14 protein-coding genes are annotated in these 16,648 nt (G+C 68.3%); all 14 read left to right on the top strand.

The window, feature by feature from the left end; translation table 11 throughout:
• The first annotated feature begins 29 nt into the window (after positions 1-29).
• The 14 genes from atpG (at position 30) to ABL844_RS29230 (ending at position 16,648) form a co-directional block, all read left to right on the top strand.
• Positions 30-905 carry a F0F1 ATP synthase subunit gamma gene (gene atpG, locus ABL844_RS29295; protein WP_126025131.1) on the top strand — a complete coding sequence of 292 codons (876 nt, stop codon included), beginning with the start codon at positions 30-32 and terminating at the stop codon, positions 903-905.
• An 88-nt stretch (positions 906-993) separates the two neighbouring features.
• A complete protein-coding gene (locus tag ABL844_RS29290; protein WP_126025130.1) occupies positions 994-1,389 on the top strand; it encodes a hypothetical protein in 396 nt (131 codons plus the stop codon).
• A gap of 146 nt (positions 1,390-1,535) precedes the next feature.
• Positions 1,536-2,936 (top strand): F0F1 ATP synthase subunit beta, encoded by a 1,401-nt coding sequence (gene atpD, locus ABL844_RS29285; RefSeq protein WP_126025129.1) that lies wholly within the window; start codon positions 1,536-1,538, stop codon positions 2,934-2,936.
• 12 nt (positions 2,937-2,948) lie between these two features.
• Positions 2,949-3,368 (top strand): F0F1 ATP synthase subunit epsilon, encoded by a 420-nt coding sequence (locus ABL844_RS29280; protein WP_019657634.1) that lies wholly within the window; start codon positions 2,949-2,951, stop codon positions 3,366-3,368.
• Between the two features lie 229 nt (positions 3,369-3,597).
• Entirely contained in the window at positions 3,598-4,767 is a 1,170-nt protein-coding gene (locus ABL844_RS29275) for an ROK family protein (RefSeq protein ID WP_126025128.1), read from the top strand.
• Positions 4,764-6,308, top strand: a complete 1,545-nt coding sequence (locus ABL844_RS29270; RefSeq protein ID WP_418129832.1) for a sugar ABC transporter ATP-binding protein — start codon at positions 4,764-4,766, stop codon at positions 6,306-6,308. Before ABL844_RS29275 ends, ABL844_RS29270 begins: the two co-directional genes overlap by 4 nt.
• Positions 6,271-7,296, top strand: a complete 1,026-nt coding sequence (locus ABL844_RS29265) for an ABC transporter permease (RefSeq protein ID WP_418123065.1) — start codon at positions 6,271-6,273, stop codon at positions 7,294-7,296. The genes ABL844_RS29270 and ABL844_RS29265 overlap by 38 nt, the downstream gene beginning before the upstream one ends.
• Positions 7,297-7,339: 43 nt before the next feature.
• Positions 7,340-8,302, top strand: a complete 963-nt coding sequence (locus ABL844_RS29260) for a substrate-binding domain-containing protein (RefSeq protein ID WP_418123064.1) — start codon at positions 7,340-7,342, stop codon at positions 8,300-8,302.
• Positions 8,303-8,467: 165 nt separating this feature from the next.
• Positions 8,468-9,634, top strand: coding sequence for a Gfo/Idh/MocA family protein (locus ABL844_RS29255; protein ID WP_418129831.1), 1,167 nt, complete (start codon positions 8,468-8,470; stop codon positions 9,632-9,634).
• A gap of 25 nt (positions 9,635-9,659) precedes the next feature.
• The gene (locus tag ABL844_RS29250; protein WP_260319504.1) at positions 9,660-10,370 is read left to right on the top strand and encodes a phosphatase PAP2 family protein; all 711 of its coding nucleotides are present in this window, start codon (positions 9,660-9,662) and stop codon (positions 10,368-10,370) included.
• Between the two features lie 77 nt (positions 10,371-10,447).
• Positions 10,448-10,978 carry a DUF3617 domain-containing protein gene (locus ABL844_RS29245; protein ID WP_184642110.1) on the top strand — a complete coding sequence of 177 codons (531 nt, stop codon included), beginning with the start codon at positions 10,448-10,450 and terminating at the stop codon, positions 10,976-10,978.
• Between the two features lie 77 nt (positions 10,979-11,055).
• Positions 11,056-12,186: a ligase-associated DNA damage response exonuclease gene (locus ABL844_RS29240; protein WP_418129830.1), complete on the top strand. Its 1,131-nt coding sequence runs from the start codon at positions 11,056-11,058 to the stop codon at positions 12,184-12,186.
• Positions 12,183-13,838 carry an ATP-dependent DNA ligase gene (locus ABL844_RS29235; protein WP_418129829.1) on the top strand — a complete coding sequence of 552 codons (1,656 nt, stop codon included), beginning with the start codon at positions 12,183-12,185 and terminating at the stop codon, positions 13,836-13,838. The genes ABL844_RS29240 and ABL844_RS29235 overlap by 4 nt, the downstream gene beginning before the upstream one ends.
• Positions 13,835-16,648, top strand: coding sequence for a ligase-associated DNA damage response DEXH box helicase (locus ABL844_RS29230; RefSeq protein WP_418129828.1), 2,814 nt, complete (start codon positions 13,835-13,837; stop codon positions 16,646-16,648). The genes ABL844_RS29235 and ABL844_RS29230 overlap by 4 nt, the downstream gene beginning before the upstream one ends.

Raw genomic sequence — 16,648 nt, 5'->3', positions numbered from 1 at the left:
CGCCTTGACCGACGCAAGAAGGAGCTCTCATGGCAGCTGGTAAGGAAATCCGCGGCAAGATCAAATCGGTGGAAAACACCAAGAAGATCACCAAGGCCATGGAAATGGTCTCGGTTTCCAAGATGCGCAAGGCGCAGGATCGCATGCGCGCCGCTCGCCCCTACAGCGAAAAGATCCGCAACATCGCAGCCAACCTCGGCAAGGCGAACCCGGAGTACACCCACGCTTTCATGAAGACGAACGACGCCAAGGGCGTCGGCTTCATCATCGTGACCAGCGACAAGGGCCTGTGCGGCGGCCTGAACACCAACCTGCTGCGTGCTGTCACCAGCAAGCTGCGCGAAGCGCAGTCCGCAGGCAACGTGGTGGAGTCGGTCGCCATCGGCAACAAGGGGCTGGGTTTCCTGAACCGCATCGGCGCCCGCGTGGTGGCCCATGTGACGCAGCTGGGCGACACGCCGCATCTGGACAAGCTCATCGGGCCGGTCAAGACGCTGCTGGACGCCTACGCCGAAGGCAAGCTGTCGGCGGTGTACCTGTGCTACACGAAGTTCATCAACACCATCAAGCAAGAGCCGATGGTGGAACAGCTCCTGCCGCTGAAGGCCGAGACGCTGCAGGCCGATCCGGCGCATCACTCGTGGGACTACATCTACGAGCCCGATGCGCAGAGCGTGATCGACGAGCTGCTGGTGCGCTACGTGGAATCGCTGGTGTACCAGGCCGTGGCAGAGAACATGGCGTCCGAGCATTCGGCGCGCATGGTGGCCATGAAGGCCGCGACCGACAACGCAGGCAACGTGATCAACGAGCTGAAGCTGGTCTACAACAAGACCCGCCAGGCCGGCATCACGAAGGAACTGTCGGAAATCGTGTCCGGCGCGGCCGCTGCCGCGGGCGTTTGATCGAGGCAATGCAACAGGCCGCGTTGCTGATCAGGGGCGTTCCGCGTTCCTGATAACCCAAGGCCTTTTTTAGGGGACTCTGCGCAAAATGAAGAAGATGCTTGCTCTGGTGGCTGTTGCTGCCGCTCTGACCGCCTGCTCCAAGAAGGAAGAGGCGCCCGCGCCTGCACCGGCTCCAGCCGCTGCACCTGCAGCGCCCGCTCCGGCACCCGCGCCCGCTCCTGCAGCAGCGCCGGCGGCTGCTCCCGCCGCAGCTCCGACGGCATCCGCCGCCGATCTGCCGCAGGAATGCAACGACTACCTGGCCAAGGTGCAGACCTGCGTCGCTTCGCAAAGCGGTGCTGCTGCCGACGCCATGAAGGCAAGCCTCGACCAGACGAAGGCCACCTGGGCTTCGATGGGCGCCGACAAGGCTGCACTGGGCCAGGCCTGCAAGGCTGCTTCGGACGCTTTCGCCGCACAGGCGACGGCCATGAAGTGCTGATGAAGTACTGACAGCGAAGACTGCAAAGAGAAATTCAAGGATGCCGGCCTGTCCGGCTTTCTTGCAAAAGCGGCCCGTTTTGGCAGCAGGACGCTTCTGCAAGAACCTGTCGCAAATTTATTGAGATCCATCCAGAAGGAAACGCCATGGCTGAAGGAAAAATTGTCCAATGTATCGGCGCCGTGGTCGACGTGGAGTTCCCGCGTGACCAGATGCCCAAGGTCTACGACGCCTTGAAGTTCGAAGGCGGCGGGCTGACCCTCGAAGTTCAGCAGCAGCTCGGCGACGGCGTGGTGCGCACCATTGCACTGGGCTCGTCCGACGGCCTGCGTCGCGGCCTGGTCGTGACCAACACCGGCGCTCCCATCACCGTGCCGGTCGGCAAGGCCACCCTCGGCCGCATCATGGACGTGCTGGGCCGCCCGATCGACGAGCGCGGCGACGTGGGCCAGGAGCTCACCGCTTCCATCCACCGCAAGGCTCCCGCGTACGACGAACTGTCGCCTTCGCAGGACCTGCTGGAAACCGGCATCAAGGTGATCGACCTTGTCTGCCCGTTCGCCAAGGGCGGCAAGGTGGGCCTGTTCGGTGGCGCCGGCGTGGGCAAGACCGTGAACATGATGGAACTCATCAACAACATCGCCAAGGCTCACTCGGGTCTGTCGGTGTTCGCAGGCGTGGGCGAACGTACCCGCGAAGGCAACGACTTCTATCACGAGATGGCCGACTCTGGCGTCGTGAACCTCGAGAAGCTCGAGGACTCGAAGGTGTCGATGGTCTACGGCCAGATGAACGAACCCCCGGGCAACCGCCTGCGCGTGGCGCTGACCGGCCTGACCATCGCCGAGTCGTTCCGCGACGAAGGCCGTGACGTTCTGTTCTTCGTGGACAACATCTACCGCTACACGCTGGCCGGTACCGAAGTGTCGGCACTGCTGGGCCGCATGCCTTCCGCCGTGGGCTACCAGCCGACGCTGGCCGAGGAAATGGGCCGCCTGCAGGAGCGGATCACGTCGACCAAGGTCGGCTCGATCACCTCGATCCAGGCCGTGTACGTTCCCGCCGACGACTTGACCGACCCGTCGCCTGCCACCACCTTCGCCCACCTGGACTCCACCGTGGTGCTGTCGCGTGACATCGCCTCGCTGGGCATCTACCCCGCCGTGGACCCGCTGGACTCGACCTCGCGCCAGCTCGACCCGAACGTGGTCGGCGAAGAGCACTACAACGTGGCCCGCGCCGTGCAGGGCACGCTGCAGCGCTACAAGGAACTGCGCGACATCATCGCGATTCTGGGCATGGACGAACTGGCTCCGGAAGACAAGCTGGCCGTGGCCCGCGCCCGCAAGATCCAGCGTTTCCTGTCGCAGCCATTCCACGTGGCCGAAGTGTTCACGGGCTCGCCCGGCAAGTACGTGCCGCTGGCCGAAACCATCCGCGGCTTCAAGATGATCGTGAACGGCGAAGCCGACCACCTGCCCGAGCAGGCGTTCTACATGGTCGGCACCATCGACGAAGCGTTCGAGAAGGCCAAGAAGGTCGCTTAAGAAGGAATCACCATGGCAGGCACCATCCATGTGGACGTGGTCAGCGCGGAAGAGTCGATCTTCTCGGGCGAAGCCAAGTTCGTCGCGCTGCCCGGTGAAGCCGGTGAGCTCGGCATCTTCCCGCGCCACACCCCGCTGATCACGCGCATCCGCCCCGGCGCCGTGCGCATCGAAACCGCCGACGGCAAGGAAGAGTTCGTCTTCGTGGCCGGCGGCATTCTCGAAGTGCAGCCCAACGCAGTCACCGTGCTGTCCGACACCGCGATCCGCGGCAAGGACCTCGACGACGAGAAGGCCAATCAGGCCAAGGCCGCAGCAGAAGAAGCGCTGAAGAACGCGAAGAGCGACATCGACATCGCGATGGCCCAATCCGAGCTGGCCGTGATGGCCGCCCAGATCGCGGCGCTGCGCAAGTACCGTCAGAAAAAATAAGCTCCTTCGTCGGAGCCCAAGAAGCCGCCCTTCGAGGCGGCTTTTTTTCGTCCACCGTGCGCCTGGCATCGTTGTCATTTGGCCTGAATTAGGTCGAAGTTCGGCCTTGTCCGGCTGAAGCCCGACACCTAGTATTCGCCTTCGTCCAGCGGCAATGACCGCTGGCGCAAGACAAAGAACACCGGAGACAAGGCGCGTGGCACCCTGGAGTGGCATCACTGCGGACGAAATGCGTTTGCTGGAAACGACCTTCTGGTCGGCCGGTGGTTCGCGCCATGCCATGGCGGAGCAGCTGGGCTTTTCCAAGAGCAAGGCCAACGGGCTGATCGCAGGCCTCGTCGACCAGGGCCTTCTGGCGGAAGCCGGCCTGCAGCGCTCGTCGGGCGGACGCCGCCCCGAAAACCTCCAGCTGCACGCCGCACTCGGCGTGCTCGTAGGCGTCGACATCGGCGCCACCAGCCTCGACGTGGCCGTGCTGCGGCCCGACCTGAGCGTGCTCGCCCAGCACGACGAACCCGCCGACGTACGCGAGGGCCCTGCGGTCGTGCTGGCCCGTGTGCGCGTGCTGATGCGCGAGCTGCTGGCCCGCTGTGGCCACGGCCCCAAGGACGTGCTCGGCATCGGTATCGGCGTGCCCGGCCCGGTCAACTTCGAGATCGGCCAGCTCGTGAACCCGCCGCTGATGCCGGCCTGGGACAGCTTCTCGATCCGCGACTACCTGCGCGAGGACTATGCCGCCCCCGTCTTCGTCGACAACGACGTGAACCTCATGGCGCTGGGTGAGCTGTGGCGTCTGCGGCGCTCGCTGCAGAACTTCCTTGTCATCAAGATCGGCACCGGCATCGGCTGCGGCATCGTCTGCCACGGCGAGGTGTACCGCGGCGCCGCCGGTTCGGCCGGCGACGTGGGCCACATCTGCGTCGACCAGGAAGGCCCGCGCTGCCACTGCGGCAACCTCGGCTGCGTCGAGGCGATGGCCGCCGGCCCGGCGATCACTCGCATGGCGGTGCAGGCCGCCGAGGCCGGCGAGAGCGCCGCGCTGGCCGAGGTCCTGCGCCAGCACGGCCGCATCGACGCGATCGACGTGGGCCAGGCCAGCCGCGGCGGCGACACGGCCGCCAACGCCATCATCCAGCGCGCCGGCAGCCTGATCGGGCAGATGCTCGCTTCGGTCGTCAACTTCTTCAATCCGTCGCACGTGTTCATCGGCGGCGGCATCACGCGCATCGGGCCGCTGTTCCTCGCTGCCGTGCGGCAGAGCGTGTACCAGCGCTCGCTGGCGCTTTCCACGCGGCACCTGGAGATCCAGTACACGCCGCTGGGCATGCAGGGCGGCCTGATCGGCGCGGGCGTGCTCGCGATGCAGGAAACGCTGAAGGCACGCGGGGTGGCGCCATGACCGACGCGGGCATGAGCGGCAAAGGCAGCGTCGCTGTCGAGTTCGACGGCATCGTGAAGGCTTTCGGCCCGGTGCAGGTGCTGCACGGCGTGAGCTTCGCGCTCGCGCCCGGGCACGTGTACGGCCTGCTCGGCGAGAACGGCGCGGGCAAGTCCACGCTGATGAAGATCCTGTCGGGCTACGAGTCGGCCACCGGCGGCGCCCTGAAGATCAACGGACAGCCGCGGCAGTTCGCGAGCTCGCGCGACGCCGAGGCGCTGGGCATCGTGCTGATCCACCAGGAGTTCAACCTCGCCGAAGACCTGAACGTGGCGCAGAACATCTTTCTCGGCCATGAAAAGAAGAAAGGCTGGCTGCTCGACGATGCCGCCATGGAGCGCGACGCCGCCTCCGCGCTCGCGGCCGTAGGCCTGAACATCGACCCGCGCACCAAGGTGCGCAAGCTCATCGTCGCCGAGAAGCAGCTCGTGGAAATCGCGAAGGCCATCGCCCGCCGCGCGCGCCTGCTCGTCATGGACGAGCCCACCGCCACGCTCACGCCCGGCGAGACCGAGCGCCTCTTCAAGCTGATCGCCCAGCTGCGCGCCGACGGCGTGACCATCGTCTACATCTCGCACAAGCTCGACGAGGTGGAGCAGGTGACCGACGAAGTCATCGTCATGCGCGACGGCCGCTTCGTGGCGCGCGCGCCCACGGCCGATGTCACGCGCCAGCAGATGGCCAACCTGATGGTGGGCCGCGAACTGGCCGACCTGTACCCGCCGCGCGATGCGGTGACGACGTCCGGCGAGCCCGCCATGCGCGTGCAAGGCTTCAGCGTGCCCGGCTGGGCGCAGGACGCGAGTTTCGAGGTGCGCCCCGGCGAGATCCTCGGCTTCGCGGGCCTCGTCGGCGCGGGTCGCACCGAGCTCTTCGAGGGCCTGCTGGGCCTGCGGCCCGCCAGCGGCGGCAGCGTCGAGATGCTGGGCAAGCCCGTGCCCCACGGCAATGGCTGGCGCAATCCGCGCGACGCTGCTCGGCACGGCCTCACCTACCTGAGCGAAGACCGCAAGGGCAAGGGCCTGCATGTCAACTTCGGCCTGCGCCAGAACCTCACGCTCATGGCGCTCGAGCGCTACGCGCAACCCTGGCTCAAGCCCGAGGCCGAACGCGGCGCGCTGGCCGAGGCGGTGAAGGACTACGGCATCCGCACCGGCTCGCTCGACGTGAAGGCCTCGTCGCTGTCGGGCGGCAACCAGCAGAAGCTCGCGCTCGCGAAGGTGCTGCAGCCCAGGCCGAAGGTGGTGGTGCTCGACGAGCCCACGCGCGGCGTCGACGTGGGCGCCAAGCGCGACATCTATTTCCTGATCCAGCGACTCGCCCGCGAAGGGCTCGCGGTGATCGTCGTCTCGTCGGAGCTGATGGAGCTGATCGGCCTGTGCCACCGCGTCGCGGTGATGCGGGCAGGCAAGTTGGTCGCCACGCTTGACGCGGAGCATTTGACAGAAGAGGAGCTCATCGCTCATGCCACCGGAACAGCAGACACCACAGCCGCAGCCTGAAGCCGCCGCGCACCGCAGCGAGACCGAGCCGCGCTGGACCGAGCGCCTGCACGGCCTGGGCCCGGTCATCGGCCTGGTGCTGCTGTGCATCGCGGGCACGCTGCTGAACGGCGACTTCGCAACCGTCGACAACGCGATGAACGTGCTCACGCGCACGGCCTTCATCGGCATCATCGCCGTGGGCATGTGCTTCGTGATTATCTCCGGCGGCATCGACCTGTCGGTGGGCTCGATGGCCGCGCTCATCGCGGGCAGCGTGATCATGTTCATCAACTGGGCCGGCCCGGCCTCGGGCTCACCGCTGCTGGCGGTGGTGATGGGCGCGGTGCTGGCCGTGGTGCTCGGCGCGGTGTTCGGGCTGGCGCACGGCCTGCTCATCACCAAGGGGCGCATCGAACCCTTCATCGTGACGCTGGGCACCCTGGGCATCTTCCGCGCCTACCTCACGTACTTCGCCGACGGCGGCGCGCTCACGCTCGACAACGAGCTGTCGGACCTCTACGCGCCGGTGTACTACGCGAGCCTCGCGGGCATCCCGGTACCGGTGTGGGTGTTCGTGATCGTCGCCATCGTGGGCGGCCTCATCCTCAACCGCACGGCCTACGGACGCTACGTGCAGGCGATCGGCTCGAACGAGCAGGTGGCGCGCTACGCGGCGGTGGACGTCGACCGCGTGAAGATCCTCACCTATGTGCTGCTCGGCGTGTGCGTGGGCATCGCGACGCTGCTGTACGTGCCGCGACTGGGCTCGGCCTCGCCGACCACCGGCCTGCTGTGGGAGCTCGAAGCCATCGCCGCGGTGATCGTGGGCGGCACGGCGCTCAAGGGCGGCGCGGGCAGCATCACCGGCACGGTGGTGGGCGCGGTGCTGCTCTCGGTCATCAGCAACATCCTGAACCTCACCAGCATCATCAGCGTGTACCTCAACGCCGCGGTGCAGGGCTTCGTGATCATCATCGTCGCGTTCCTGCAGCGCGGCCGGCGCTAGTTCTTTCCCGTTCCGTTCCATCAACCAAGAGGAGACATCCAGCATGACGACTTTCACCCGACGCCTCGCATTCACGGCGGTTGCCGCCGCCGCGTTCGCCAGCCTGCCCGCGCTCGCCGCGGAGAAGGTCAACCTCGGCGTTTCGATTCCGGCCGCCACGCACAGCTTCATGGGCGGCATCAACTACTGGGCCAACCAGGCGAAGAAGGACCTGGAGAAGGAACACAAGGACCTGAAGATCACCATCAAGACGGCCGCCAACGCCCCCGAGCAGGCCAACCAGCTGCAGGACCTTTCGACGGTCACCAAGATCAACGCGCTGGTCGTGTTCCCCTTCGAATCCGCAGCGCTGACCAAGCCCGTAGCACAGGTCAAGGCCAAGGGCGCCTACGTGACGGTGGTGGACCGCGGCCTCACCGACACCAGTGCGCAGGATGCGTACGTGGCCGGTGACAACACGGCCTTCGGCAAGATCCCTGCCGAATACATCGTGAAGCAGCTGAACGGCAAGGGCAACGTGGTGGCGCTGCGCGGCATCGCGACCACGCTGGACAACGAGCGCATGGATGCCTTCAACGCGGTGCTCAAGAACAGCCCCGACATCAAGCTGCTCGACGCCAAGTACGCCAACTGGAACCGCGACGACGCCTTCAAGGTCACGCAGGACTACCTCACGCGCTTCAAGAGCATCGACGCCATCTGGGCCGCCGACGACGACATGGCCGTGGGCGTGCTCAAGGCCATCGAGCAGGCCAAGCGCGACGACATCAAGATCATCTTCGGCGGCGCGGGCGCCAAGGGCATGGTCAAGACCATCATGGACGGCAAGGACAAGCGCATCACGGCCGACGTGAGCTACTCGCCCAAGTTCATCTACGACGCGATCAAGCTCACGGCAGAAGCGCGCCTGAAGGGCGAGAAGCTGCCGGCGACCACGATCATTCCTTCGGTGCTCATCACCAAGGAAAACGCCAAGGACTTCTACCACCCCAATTCGCCTTTCTGATGTCCCGAAGCGGCGGGCCTGCTTTGCTCCCTCTCCCCGGGGAGAGGGTTGGGGTGAGGGCCTGCGGCGACGGCGAAAACGGTGCGTGTGCAAATGCCGCCACCCTCACCCTAGCCCTCTCCCCAAGGGGAGAGGGAACAGTTTCCGGAAACGCCGAGACGATCGATGACCGACACACCTCCCCGCAAACTGCGCTACGCCATGGTCGGCGGCGGCCGCGATGCCTTCATCGGCGCCGTGCACCGCAAGGCCATGGCGCTCGACGGGCAGATCGAGCTCGTCGCGGGCGCGCTCTCGTCCAGCCCCGGGAAGGCGCGCGCCTCGGGCCGCGACCTCGGCCTGGCCGACGATCGCAACCACGGCGACTGGCAGGCGCTCCTGGCCGACGAGCTCAAGCGCCCCAAGGGCGAGCGCATCGACTTCGTGTCGATCGTCACGCCCAACCATGTGCACTTCCCGGTGGCGCAGGCCTTCGCCGAGGCGGGCTTCCATGTGGTGTGCGACAAGCCACTGGTGCACACGCGCGAGCAGGCCGACGCGCTGGTCGCTACGGTCGCGAAGAAGGGCACGGTGTTCGGCGTCACCTACAACTACACCGGCTACCCGATGGTCCGGCAGGCGCGCGAGATGGTGCGCTCGGGCCTCATCGGCGAGGTGCGCAAGGTCGTCGTCGAATACAACCAGGGCTGGCTTGCGAGCCACGTCGAGGGCAGCGGCGACAACAAGCAGGCCGACTGGCGCACCGACCCCGCGCGCAGCGGCGCGGCCGGCGCCATCGGCGACATCGGCTCGCATGCCGAGAACCTCGTGGCCACCGTCACCGGGCTGCGCATCGAGAGCCTGTGCGCCGACCTCGGTGCACTGGTGCCGGGGCGCATGCTCGACGACGACGGCAGCCTGCTGCTGCGCTTCGAGGGCGGCGCGCGCGGCGTGCTCATCGCTTCGCAGATTAACACCGGCCTGGAGAACGACCTGCGCCTGCGCGTGTCGGGCACGCTGGGCACGCTCGAATGGCACCAGGAGCAACCGAGCCGGCTGGTGCACCTGCCGCACGACGGGCCGCTGCAGGTACTCACGCGCGGCGCGCCGTGGCTGTGCGAGTCCGCGAAACGCGCGAGCCGGCTGCCGGCCGGGCACCCGGAGGGCTTCATCGAAGCCTTCGCGAACGTGTACGCGGGCGTGGCGGCGGACATCCGCGCAAGGCTCGAAGGGCGTACTGCCGACCCGCTGGCTGCGGACTATCCGCGCGTGGAGGATGGTGCGCGCGGCGTGCGCTTCATCGAACGCACGGTGGCTTCGGCGAAAAGCGAATTAAAGTGGACGCCCTGGTAGCGCGCGGCGCGCTGCCCAGGCCTCCATGACACCTCCCGCGTCCGACGCAACGTCCTCGTCGTCTTCTTCCGCATCGTCTTCCTCGATGGTGCCGCCATGGCTCGCGGCATTGTGGAAGCGCAGCATCACGCTGTTCCCCCTGAAGCTGGTCGGCAACACCGTCGCCACGCTCGGTTTCTTCCCGCTGTACTTCTGGATCATGAAGAACGCGGGCCAGGCCTGGGTGTTGCCCCTCACGCCCGTCGATCGGCTGATCGCCTTCTGGCCGTGGCTGCTGCCGGTGTATCTATCGCTATGGGGCTACATCGCGCTGCCGGTGCTGCTGGCCAGGGACATGCGCGAACTGACCGGCTTCTCGCTGGGCTGCGCGGCCATGACGCTGCTGGCGCTGCTCGTGTTCTGGTTCATGCCCACGGCGATTCCCAACTTCGTGGTCGAGACCACGCCGGGCACCTCGCTGCAGTTCCTCAAGATGGTCGATTCGGCCGGCAACGCCTTCCCCTCGCTGCATGTGTCGTTCTCGGTGTTCAGCTGCGTGGTGCTGGCGCGGCAACTGCGGGCGGTGGGGGCGCCGCTCTGGCTGCGCGCCATCAACGTGGCCTGGGCCGCCGGCATCGTCTATTCGACGATGGCGGTGCGACAGCACGTGCTGATCGACGTGCTCGGCGGCTTCGCCCTGGGCGTGGCGTTCGGCGTTGCCACGAGGCGGCGCGGCACGGCGGCTGTTCCGGCGTAGGCCGATCGCGATATACCGCCGCGGCGGCGCGCGCGGTAAAAACCGGGCATCGCCGTACACCGCCGGGGGAGCCCGCCATGAACATCCGTCTTTCCGCCGCCGTGGCCTGCCTGGCGGCCGGTGCCCTCGCAGTGCCGGCGCTCGCGCTCGACTTTCCCGCGCGCAAGCCAGGCCTCTGGGAGATCCGGACGGGCGACGGCAGCGGCGGCAAGGACGCCGCAGCAGGCCACACCATGCAGCAATGCATCGACGCGGCCAGCGACAAGGCGCTGCGCGACATGGGCCAGGGCATGGGCAAGGACCTGTGCTCCAAGCAGGAGCTGAGCTCGGACGGCGGCAAGCTGGTCATGGACTCGGTCTGCAAGATCGGCAACACCGTCGCCACATCGCACGCGGTGATGAGCGGCGATTTCGGCACCGCCTACCGCATGGAGAGCAAGTCGAGCTACAACCCGCCGCTGATGGGCCGCGCCGAGGGCCACAGCGTGATGGAGGCCAAATGGATCGGCCCCTGCAAGGCCGACCAGAAGCCGGGCGACATGGTCATGCCCAACGGCATGAAGATGAATGTGCTCGACATGGCGAAGAACCGTCCGAAGCGACCCTAGGGTAGGAGCCCGCCCACAACGCTTTGCGCCCGTCATTCGGCGGCGCCAAACCCCGGCAGCGCCTACGATGGCGTGCCATGCCTCCCGCAAAGCAGGAAGAAGACCTTCTCGTCGTCGCCCGGCCCGAGGGCCTGTACTGCCCGCCCGGCGATTTCTACATCGACCCGTGGCGGCCGGTGGCGCGCGCGGTCATCACCCATGCGCATTCCGACCACGCGCGCGCCGGGCACGGGCACTACCTCGCCCACACCGACAGCGCAGGCACGCTGCGCGCGCGCCTGGGACGCGACATCGCGCTGCAGACGCTGCCTTACGGCGAAGCCATCGAGCACCACGGCGTGCGCGTCTCGCTGCACCCTGCGGGCCATGTGCTGGGCTCGGCGCAGGTGCGGCTCGCGCACGGCGGGCGCGTGTGGGTGGCCTCGGGCGACTACAAGACGGAGCCCGACGGCACCTGCCCGCCGTTCGAGCCGGTGCCCTGCGACACCTTCATCACCGAGTCGACCTTCGGCCTGCCGGTCTACCGCTGGCCCCCGCAGCCGGTGCTGTTCGCGCAGATCGACGCGTGGTGGCGCGCCAACGCCGAAGCCGGCCGCGCATCGGTGCTGTTCTGCTATGCCTTCGGCAAGGCGCAGCGCATCCTGCACGGCGTGGACGCGAGCATCGGGCCCATCGTCGTGCACGGCGCGGTGGAGCCGCTCAATGCCGTGTACCGCGCGGCCGGCGTCGCGCTGCCGCCCACCCTGCGTGCCGACGGCGAGGGCGTCGATGCCGCGCTGCTGAAGCGTTCGCTGGTGCTCGCGCCGCCCTCGGCACAGGGTTCGCCATGGATGAAGCGCTTCGGCAACTACGCCGACGCCTTCGCGAGCGGCTGGATGCAGCTGCGCGGCACGCGCAGGCGGCGCGGCGTGGACCGGGGCTTCGTGATGTCCGACCATGCCGACTGGCCCGGCCTGCAGCAGGCCATCGCCGGCACGGGTGCCGAGCGGGTCTTCGTCACCCATGGCAGCGTGCAGGTGATGGTGCGGTGGCTCAGCGAGAACGGCCTCGATGCGCAGTCGTTCAAAACCGAGTACGGCGATGAAGATGATCAAGAGACTCCCTCCCCCCCCGGGGGAGGGCTGGGGAGGGGGCAGGCGGCGCTCGATGGGGAGGCCGGGAGCCCCCATCCCAACCTTCCCCCAGAGGGGGAAGGAGAGATGCCATGAAGGCCTTCGCCGCGCTGTACCACGAGCTCGACGCCAGCACCTCCAACCTCGCCAAGCAGGCCGCCCTGCAGCGCTACCTGCGAGAAGCCGATGCGGCTGACGCCGCCTGGGCCGTCTACTTCCTTGCCGGCGGCAAGCCGCGCCAGCTGGTGCCCGTCAAGTTGCTGCGGCTGCTCGCGCAGGAGGCGGCGGGCCTGCCCGAGTGGCTGTTCGACGAGAGCTACGACGCTGTGGGCGACCTGGCCGAGACCATCGCATTGCTGCTGCCGCCGCCCACCGACGCGCACGACCTGGGCCTTGCCGCATGGGTCGAGCAGCACCTGCTGCCGCTGCGCGATGCCGCGAAGAACACGCCCGACGAGCTGCCCGACCGCCTGCGCGCGCAGTGGCGGCAGCTCGCGCCGGAGGAGCGGCTGGTGTACTTCAAGCTCATCACCGGTGCGTTCCGCGTCGGCGTGTCGAAGCTGCAGGTCACGCAGGCGCTCGCGGCCGTGGGCGGCATCGACGCCAAGCGCGTGGCGCAGCGGCTCATGGGCTACACGCACATCGGCGGGCGGCCCCGGGCCGCCGACTACCAGGCGCTCATCGCACCCGAGACGGGCAGCGAGCAGGAGCAGAAGACCAGCGGCCAGCCTTACCCCTTCTTCCTTGCGCATCCCTTCAACCTGCCGCTGGAGCAGTTCGACGCGGTGCTGGGGCCGCCCTCGGACTGGATCGTCGAATGGAAATGGGACGGCATCCGCGCGCAGCTGGTCAAGCGCGCGGGCGCGGCGTGGGTGTGGTCGCGCGGCGAGGAACTGGTGACCGAGCGCTTCCCCGAACTCGCCACGCTCGGCGAGGCGCTGCCCGATGGCACGGTGCTCGACGGCGAGATCGTCGTCTGGCGCGAGGGCCGCGTGCAGCCCTTCGCCGAGCTGCAGAAGCGCATCGGCCGCAAGACGCTGGGCGCAAAGCTGCTGCGCGACATTCCGGTGGTGCTGCTGGCCTACGACATCCTCGAATGGGAGGGGCGCGACCTGCGCGCGCTGCCGCAGTCGCAGCGCCGAGTGCTGCTCGACGAGCTGGTGGCGCGCATGGACCATCCCTCGCTGCTGCCGAGCCCGGTGCTCGCCGGGGCCGACTGGCCCGATCTCGCGCGCCAGCGCGAAGCGGCGCACGCCATGGGCGTGGAAGGGATGATGCTCAAGCGCCGCGACGCGCAGTACGGCGTGGGCCGCACCAAGGACGTGGGCGTGTGGTGGAAGTGGAAGATCGATCCGCTGAGCGTCGATGCGGTGCTGATCTACGCGCAGCGCGGCCACGGCCGGCGCGCCAGCCTCTTCAGCGACTACACCTTCGCCGTGTGGGACGGCCCGCCCGGACAGGAGGACCGCAGGCTCGTGCCCTTCGCCAAGGCCTACTCGGGCCTCACCGATGCCGAGATGGCGCGCGTGGACGCGATCATCCGCAAGACCACCGTGGAGAGCTTCGGGCCGGTGAAGAGCGTGAAGCCCACGCTGGTGTTCGAACTCGGCTTCGAGGGCATCGCGCGCAGCACGCGGCACAAGAGCGGCATCGCGGTGCGCTTTCCGCGCATGCTGCGATGGCGCGAGGACAAGCCGGTGGAAGAGGCCGATACCTTGCAGACGTTGGCGGCGTTGTTGCCCGAATGAGCAGTGACCCTCAAGCCCCGTCTTCACTCCCTCCCCCTCTGGGGGAGGGCAGGGGTGGGGGCACGCGGCGTATCGAGAAGGCGCCGCCTGTTGAAGGCCGTCTGCCCCCATCCCAACCTTCCCCCAAAGGGGGAAGGAGCAAGGCCGTCAAGGCCGCGCTCGATGCATGGTTCGCCGGGCGCGGATGGAAGCCTTTCAAGTTCCAGCGCGAGGTCTGGAAGGCGATCGCCGATGGCAGGTCGGGCCTGCTGCATGCCACCACCGGCGCGGGCAAGACCTATGCGGTGTGGCTCGGGGCATTGCAGGCGTTCATGCGGGCGCGCAAGGCAGCCGCTTCGGCGAACGCCCGGGCGGATGCGCCGCCGAAAACGCGGCCGAATGCGCGCCCCGTTGCCGAGCCGCTCACCGTGCTGTGGCTCACGCCGATGCGCGCGCTGGCGGCCGACACGCTGAGGGCTCTGCAGCAGCCGCTCGAAGCCCTGGGCGCCGACGTGCATCCATGGAGCGCCGGTGCGCGCAGCGGCGACACGACGTCGGCCGAGCGCAGCGCGCAGAACCAGCGCCTGCCCACGGTGCTCGTCACCACGCCCGAAAGCCTTTCGTTGCTGATCGCGCGGGCCGATGCGCGCGAGGTGCTCGGCCACGTTCGCATGGCGGTGGTCGACGAGTGGCACGAGCTGCTGGGCAACAAGCGTGGCGTGCAGGTGCAACTGGCGCTCGCGCGGCTGCGGCGCTGGAACCCGTGCCTCGCGGTCTGGGGCATGTCGGCCACGCTGGGCAACCTGCACGAGGCGATGCACGCGCTGCTGGGCCATGAGGACGGCGTGCTCGTGCAGGGCCAGGTGCCGAAGAAGCTCGTCGTCGATTCACTGCTGCCCGGCGTCGCCGAGCGCTTTCCGTGGGGCGGCCACCTGGGCCTCACGATGCTGCCGCAGGTGATCGAGGAGATCGCCGCGAGCAGCACCACGCTGGTCTTCACCAACACGCGCTCGCAGGCGGAGATCTGGTACCAGGCGATGCTGGAGGCCAGGCCGGAGTGGGCCGGTCTCATCGCGCTGCACCACGGCTCGCTCGACCGCGAGGTGCGCGAGTGGGTCGAGCTGGGCCTGAAGAGCGGCGAATTGAAGGCGGTGGTCTGTACCTCCAGCCTCGACCTGGGCGTGGACTTCCTGCCGGTGGAGCGCGTGCTGCAGATCGGCTCGCCCAAGGGCGTCGCGCGGCTGCTGCAGCGCGCGGGCCGCTCGGGCCATGCGCCGGGCCGGCCTTCGCGCATCACGCTCGTGCCCACGCACAGCGTGGAGATGGTGGAAGGCTCGGCCGCGCGCGTCGCCATCGCGGCTGGGCACATCGAGGCGCGCCATTCGCCCGAGCAGCCGCTCGACGTGCTGGTGCAGCACCTCGTGACGGTGGCGCTGGGCGGCGGCTTCGTGCCCGACGACCTCTACGAGGAAGTGCGCGGCACGGCGGCCTACGAAAGCCTCTCGCGCGAGAACTGGCAGTGGTGCCTGGAGTTCGTGGCGCAGGGCGGCCCGTCTCTCGCGGCCTATCCGGACTACAAGCGCGTGGTGCCCGATGCCGAGGGCGTCTGGCGCGTGCCCGATGCGCGGCTCGCACGGCGGCACCGCATGAACATCGGCACCATCGTGAGCGACGCGAGCATCTCGGTTCAATACGTCGGCGGCTCGAAGATCGGCAGCGTGGAAGAGAGCTTCGTCGCCCGCATGAAGGCCGGCGACTGCTTCCTGTTCGGCGGCCGCATGCTCGAACTCGTGCGCATCCACGACATGACGGCCTGGGTGCGGCGCGCCAGCGGCAAGCGTGCCGCGGTGCCGCGCTGGGGCGGTGGACGCATGCCGCTGTCGAACACCCTGGCCGACGCGGTGGTGCAGCAGCTCGCGCAGGCCGGCGAAGGTCGCTACGACTCGCCCGAGCTGCAGTGCGTGCGCCCGCTGCTGGAGATACAGCAGCAGTGGTCGGCGCTGCCCACGCCGCAGACGCTCTTGGCCGAGACGCTGAACACGCGCGAGGGATCGCATCTGTTCCTGTATCCCTTCGCGGGCCGGCACGTGCACCTGGGGCTCGCAAGCCTCCTGGCGTGGCGCGTTGCGCAGCACGAGGCGCGCACCTTCTCGATCGCGGTCAACGACTACGGCTTCGAGCTGCTGAGCGCGACCGAGGTCGACTGGCCGGCGCTGCTGCCGCGGGTGCTGACGCTGCCCCACGGCGAGGGCGAAGACCAGCGCGCGGCGCTGCTGCACGAGGTGCTGGCTTCGCTCAATGCGGGCGAGCTGGCGCAGCGGCGCTTTCGCGAGATCGCGCGCGTCTCGGGCCTCATCTACCAGGGCTATCCGGGCGAGAAGCGCAGCAGCAAGCAGCTGCAGGCCTCGTCGTCGCTCTTCTGGGAGGTGTTCCGCAAGTACGACCCCGGCAACAGGCTGCTGCTGCAGGCCGAGCAGGAGCTGCTCGCGCAGGAGCTCGAGATCGGCCGCCTGCGCGCGAGCCTCGAGCGCATCGCCACGCAGCGGCTGGTGCTGAAGCCGCTCGCACGGCCCACGCCGTTCTCGTTTCCGCTGATGGTGGAGCTGTTCCGCGAGAAGCTGTCGAACGAGAACGTGGCCGACCGCATCGCGCGCATGGTCGAGCAGCTCGAGAAGGCCGCGGGCGGCGCGGTCACGGCCGGCGGCGTGGAGCGCGTGAAGGGAACGCTGGCCTTCGGGCAAGAAGGGCCGGGCAAGCCGCCGAAGCCGGTGAGCCAGCGGCGCGACCGCCGGCGGCCGCCGCGGCCGTCAAGGCCGCTGCCGCCGCTCTAG

The sequence above is a fragment of the Variovorax sp. 278MFTsu5.1 genome (genome assembly GCF_048305045.1).
Taxonomy (GTDB): domain Bacteria; phylum Pseudomonadota; class Gammaproteobacteria; order Burkholderiales; family Burkholderiaceae_C; genus Variovorax; species Variovorax guangxiensis.
The sequence above is the reverse complement of the archived record's forward strand: the minus strand, read 5'-3'. Positions and strand labels throughout refer to the sequence as shown.

Excerpts from the sequence above, each read along its gene's own strand:
- ABL844_RS29230 (WP_418129828.1), top strand. The coding sequence starts at position 13,835 with ATGAGCAGTGACCCTCAAGCCCCGTCTTCACTCCCTCCCCCTCTGGGG.
- ABL844_RS29245 (WP_184642110.1), top strand. The coding sequence starts at position 10,448 with ATGAACATCCGTCTTTCCGCCGCCGTGGCCTGCCTGGCGGCCGGTGCC.
- ABL844_RS29250 (WP_260319504.1), top strand. The coding sequence starts at position 9,660 with ATGACACCTCCCGCGTCCGACGCAACGTCCTCGTCGTCTTCTTCCGCA.
- ABL844_RS29255 (WP_418129831.1), top strand. The coding sequence starts at position 8,468 with ATGACCGACACACCTCCCCGCAAACTGCGCTACGCCATGGTCGGCGGC.
- ABL844_RS29275 (WP_126025128.1), top strand. The coding sequence starts at position 3,598 with ATGCGTTTGCTGGAAACGACCTTCTGGTCGGCCGGTGGTTCGCGCCAT.
- ABL844_RS29240 (WP_418129830.1), top strand. The coding sequence starts at position 11,056 with ATGCCTCCCGCAAAGCAGGAAGAAGACCTTCTCGTCGTCGCCCGGCCC.
- atpD (WP_126025129.1), top strand. The coding sequence starts at position 1,536 with ATGGCTGAAGGAAAAATTGTCCAATGTATCGGCGCCGTGGTCGACGTG.
- ABL844_RS29290 (WP_126025130.1), top strand. The coding sequence starts at position 994 with ATGAAGAAGATGCTTGCTCTGGTGGCTGTTGCTGCCGCTCTGACCGCC.
- ABL844_RS29260 (WP_418123064.1), top strand. The coding sequence starts at position 7,340 with ATGACGACTTTCACCCGACGCCTCGCATTCACGGCGGTTGCCGCCGCC.
- ABL844_RS29280 (WP_019657634.1), top strand. The coding sequence starts at position 2,949 with ATGGCAGGCACCATCCATGTGGACGTGGTCAGCGCGGAAGAGTCGATC.
- ABL844_RS29265 (WP_418123065.1), top strand. The coding sequence starts at position 6,271 with ATGCCACCGGAACAGCAGACACCACAGCCGCAGCCTGAAGCCGCCGCG.
- ABL844_RS29270 (WP_418129832.1), top strand. The coding sequence starts at position 4,764 with ATGACCGACGCGGGCATGAGCGGCAAAGGCAGCGTCGCTGTCGAGTTC.
- ABL844_RS29235 (WP_418129829.1), top strand. The coding sequence starts at position 12,183 with ATGAAGGCCTTCGCCGCGCTGTACCACGAGCTCGACGCCAGCACCTCC.
- atpG (WP_126025131.1), top strand. The coding sequence starts at position 30 with ATGGCAGCTGGTAAGGAAATCCGCGGCAAGATCAAATCGGTGGAAAAC.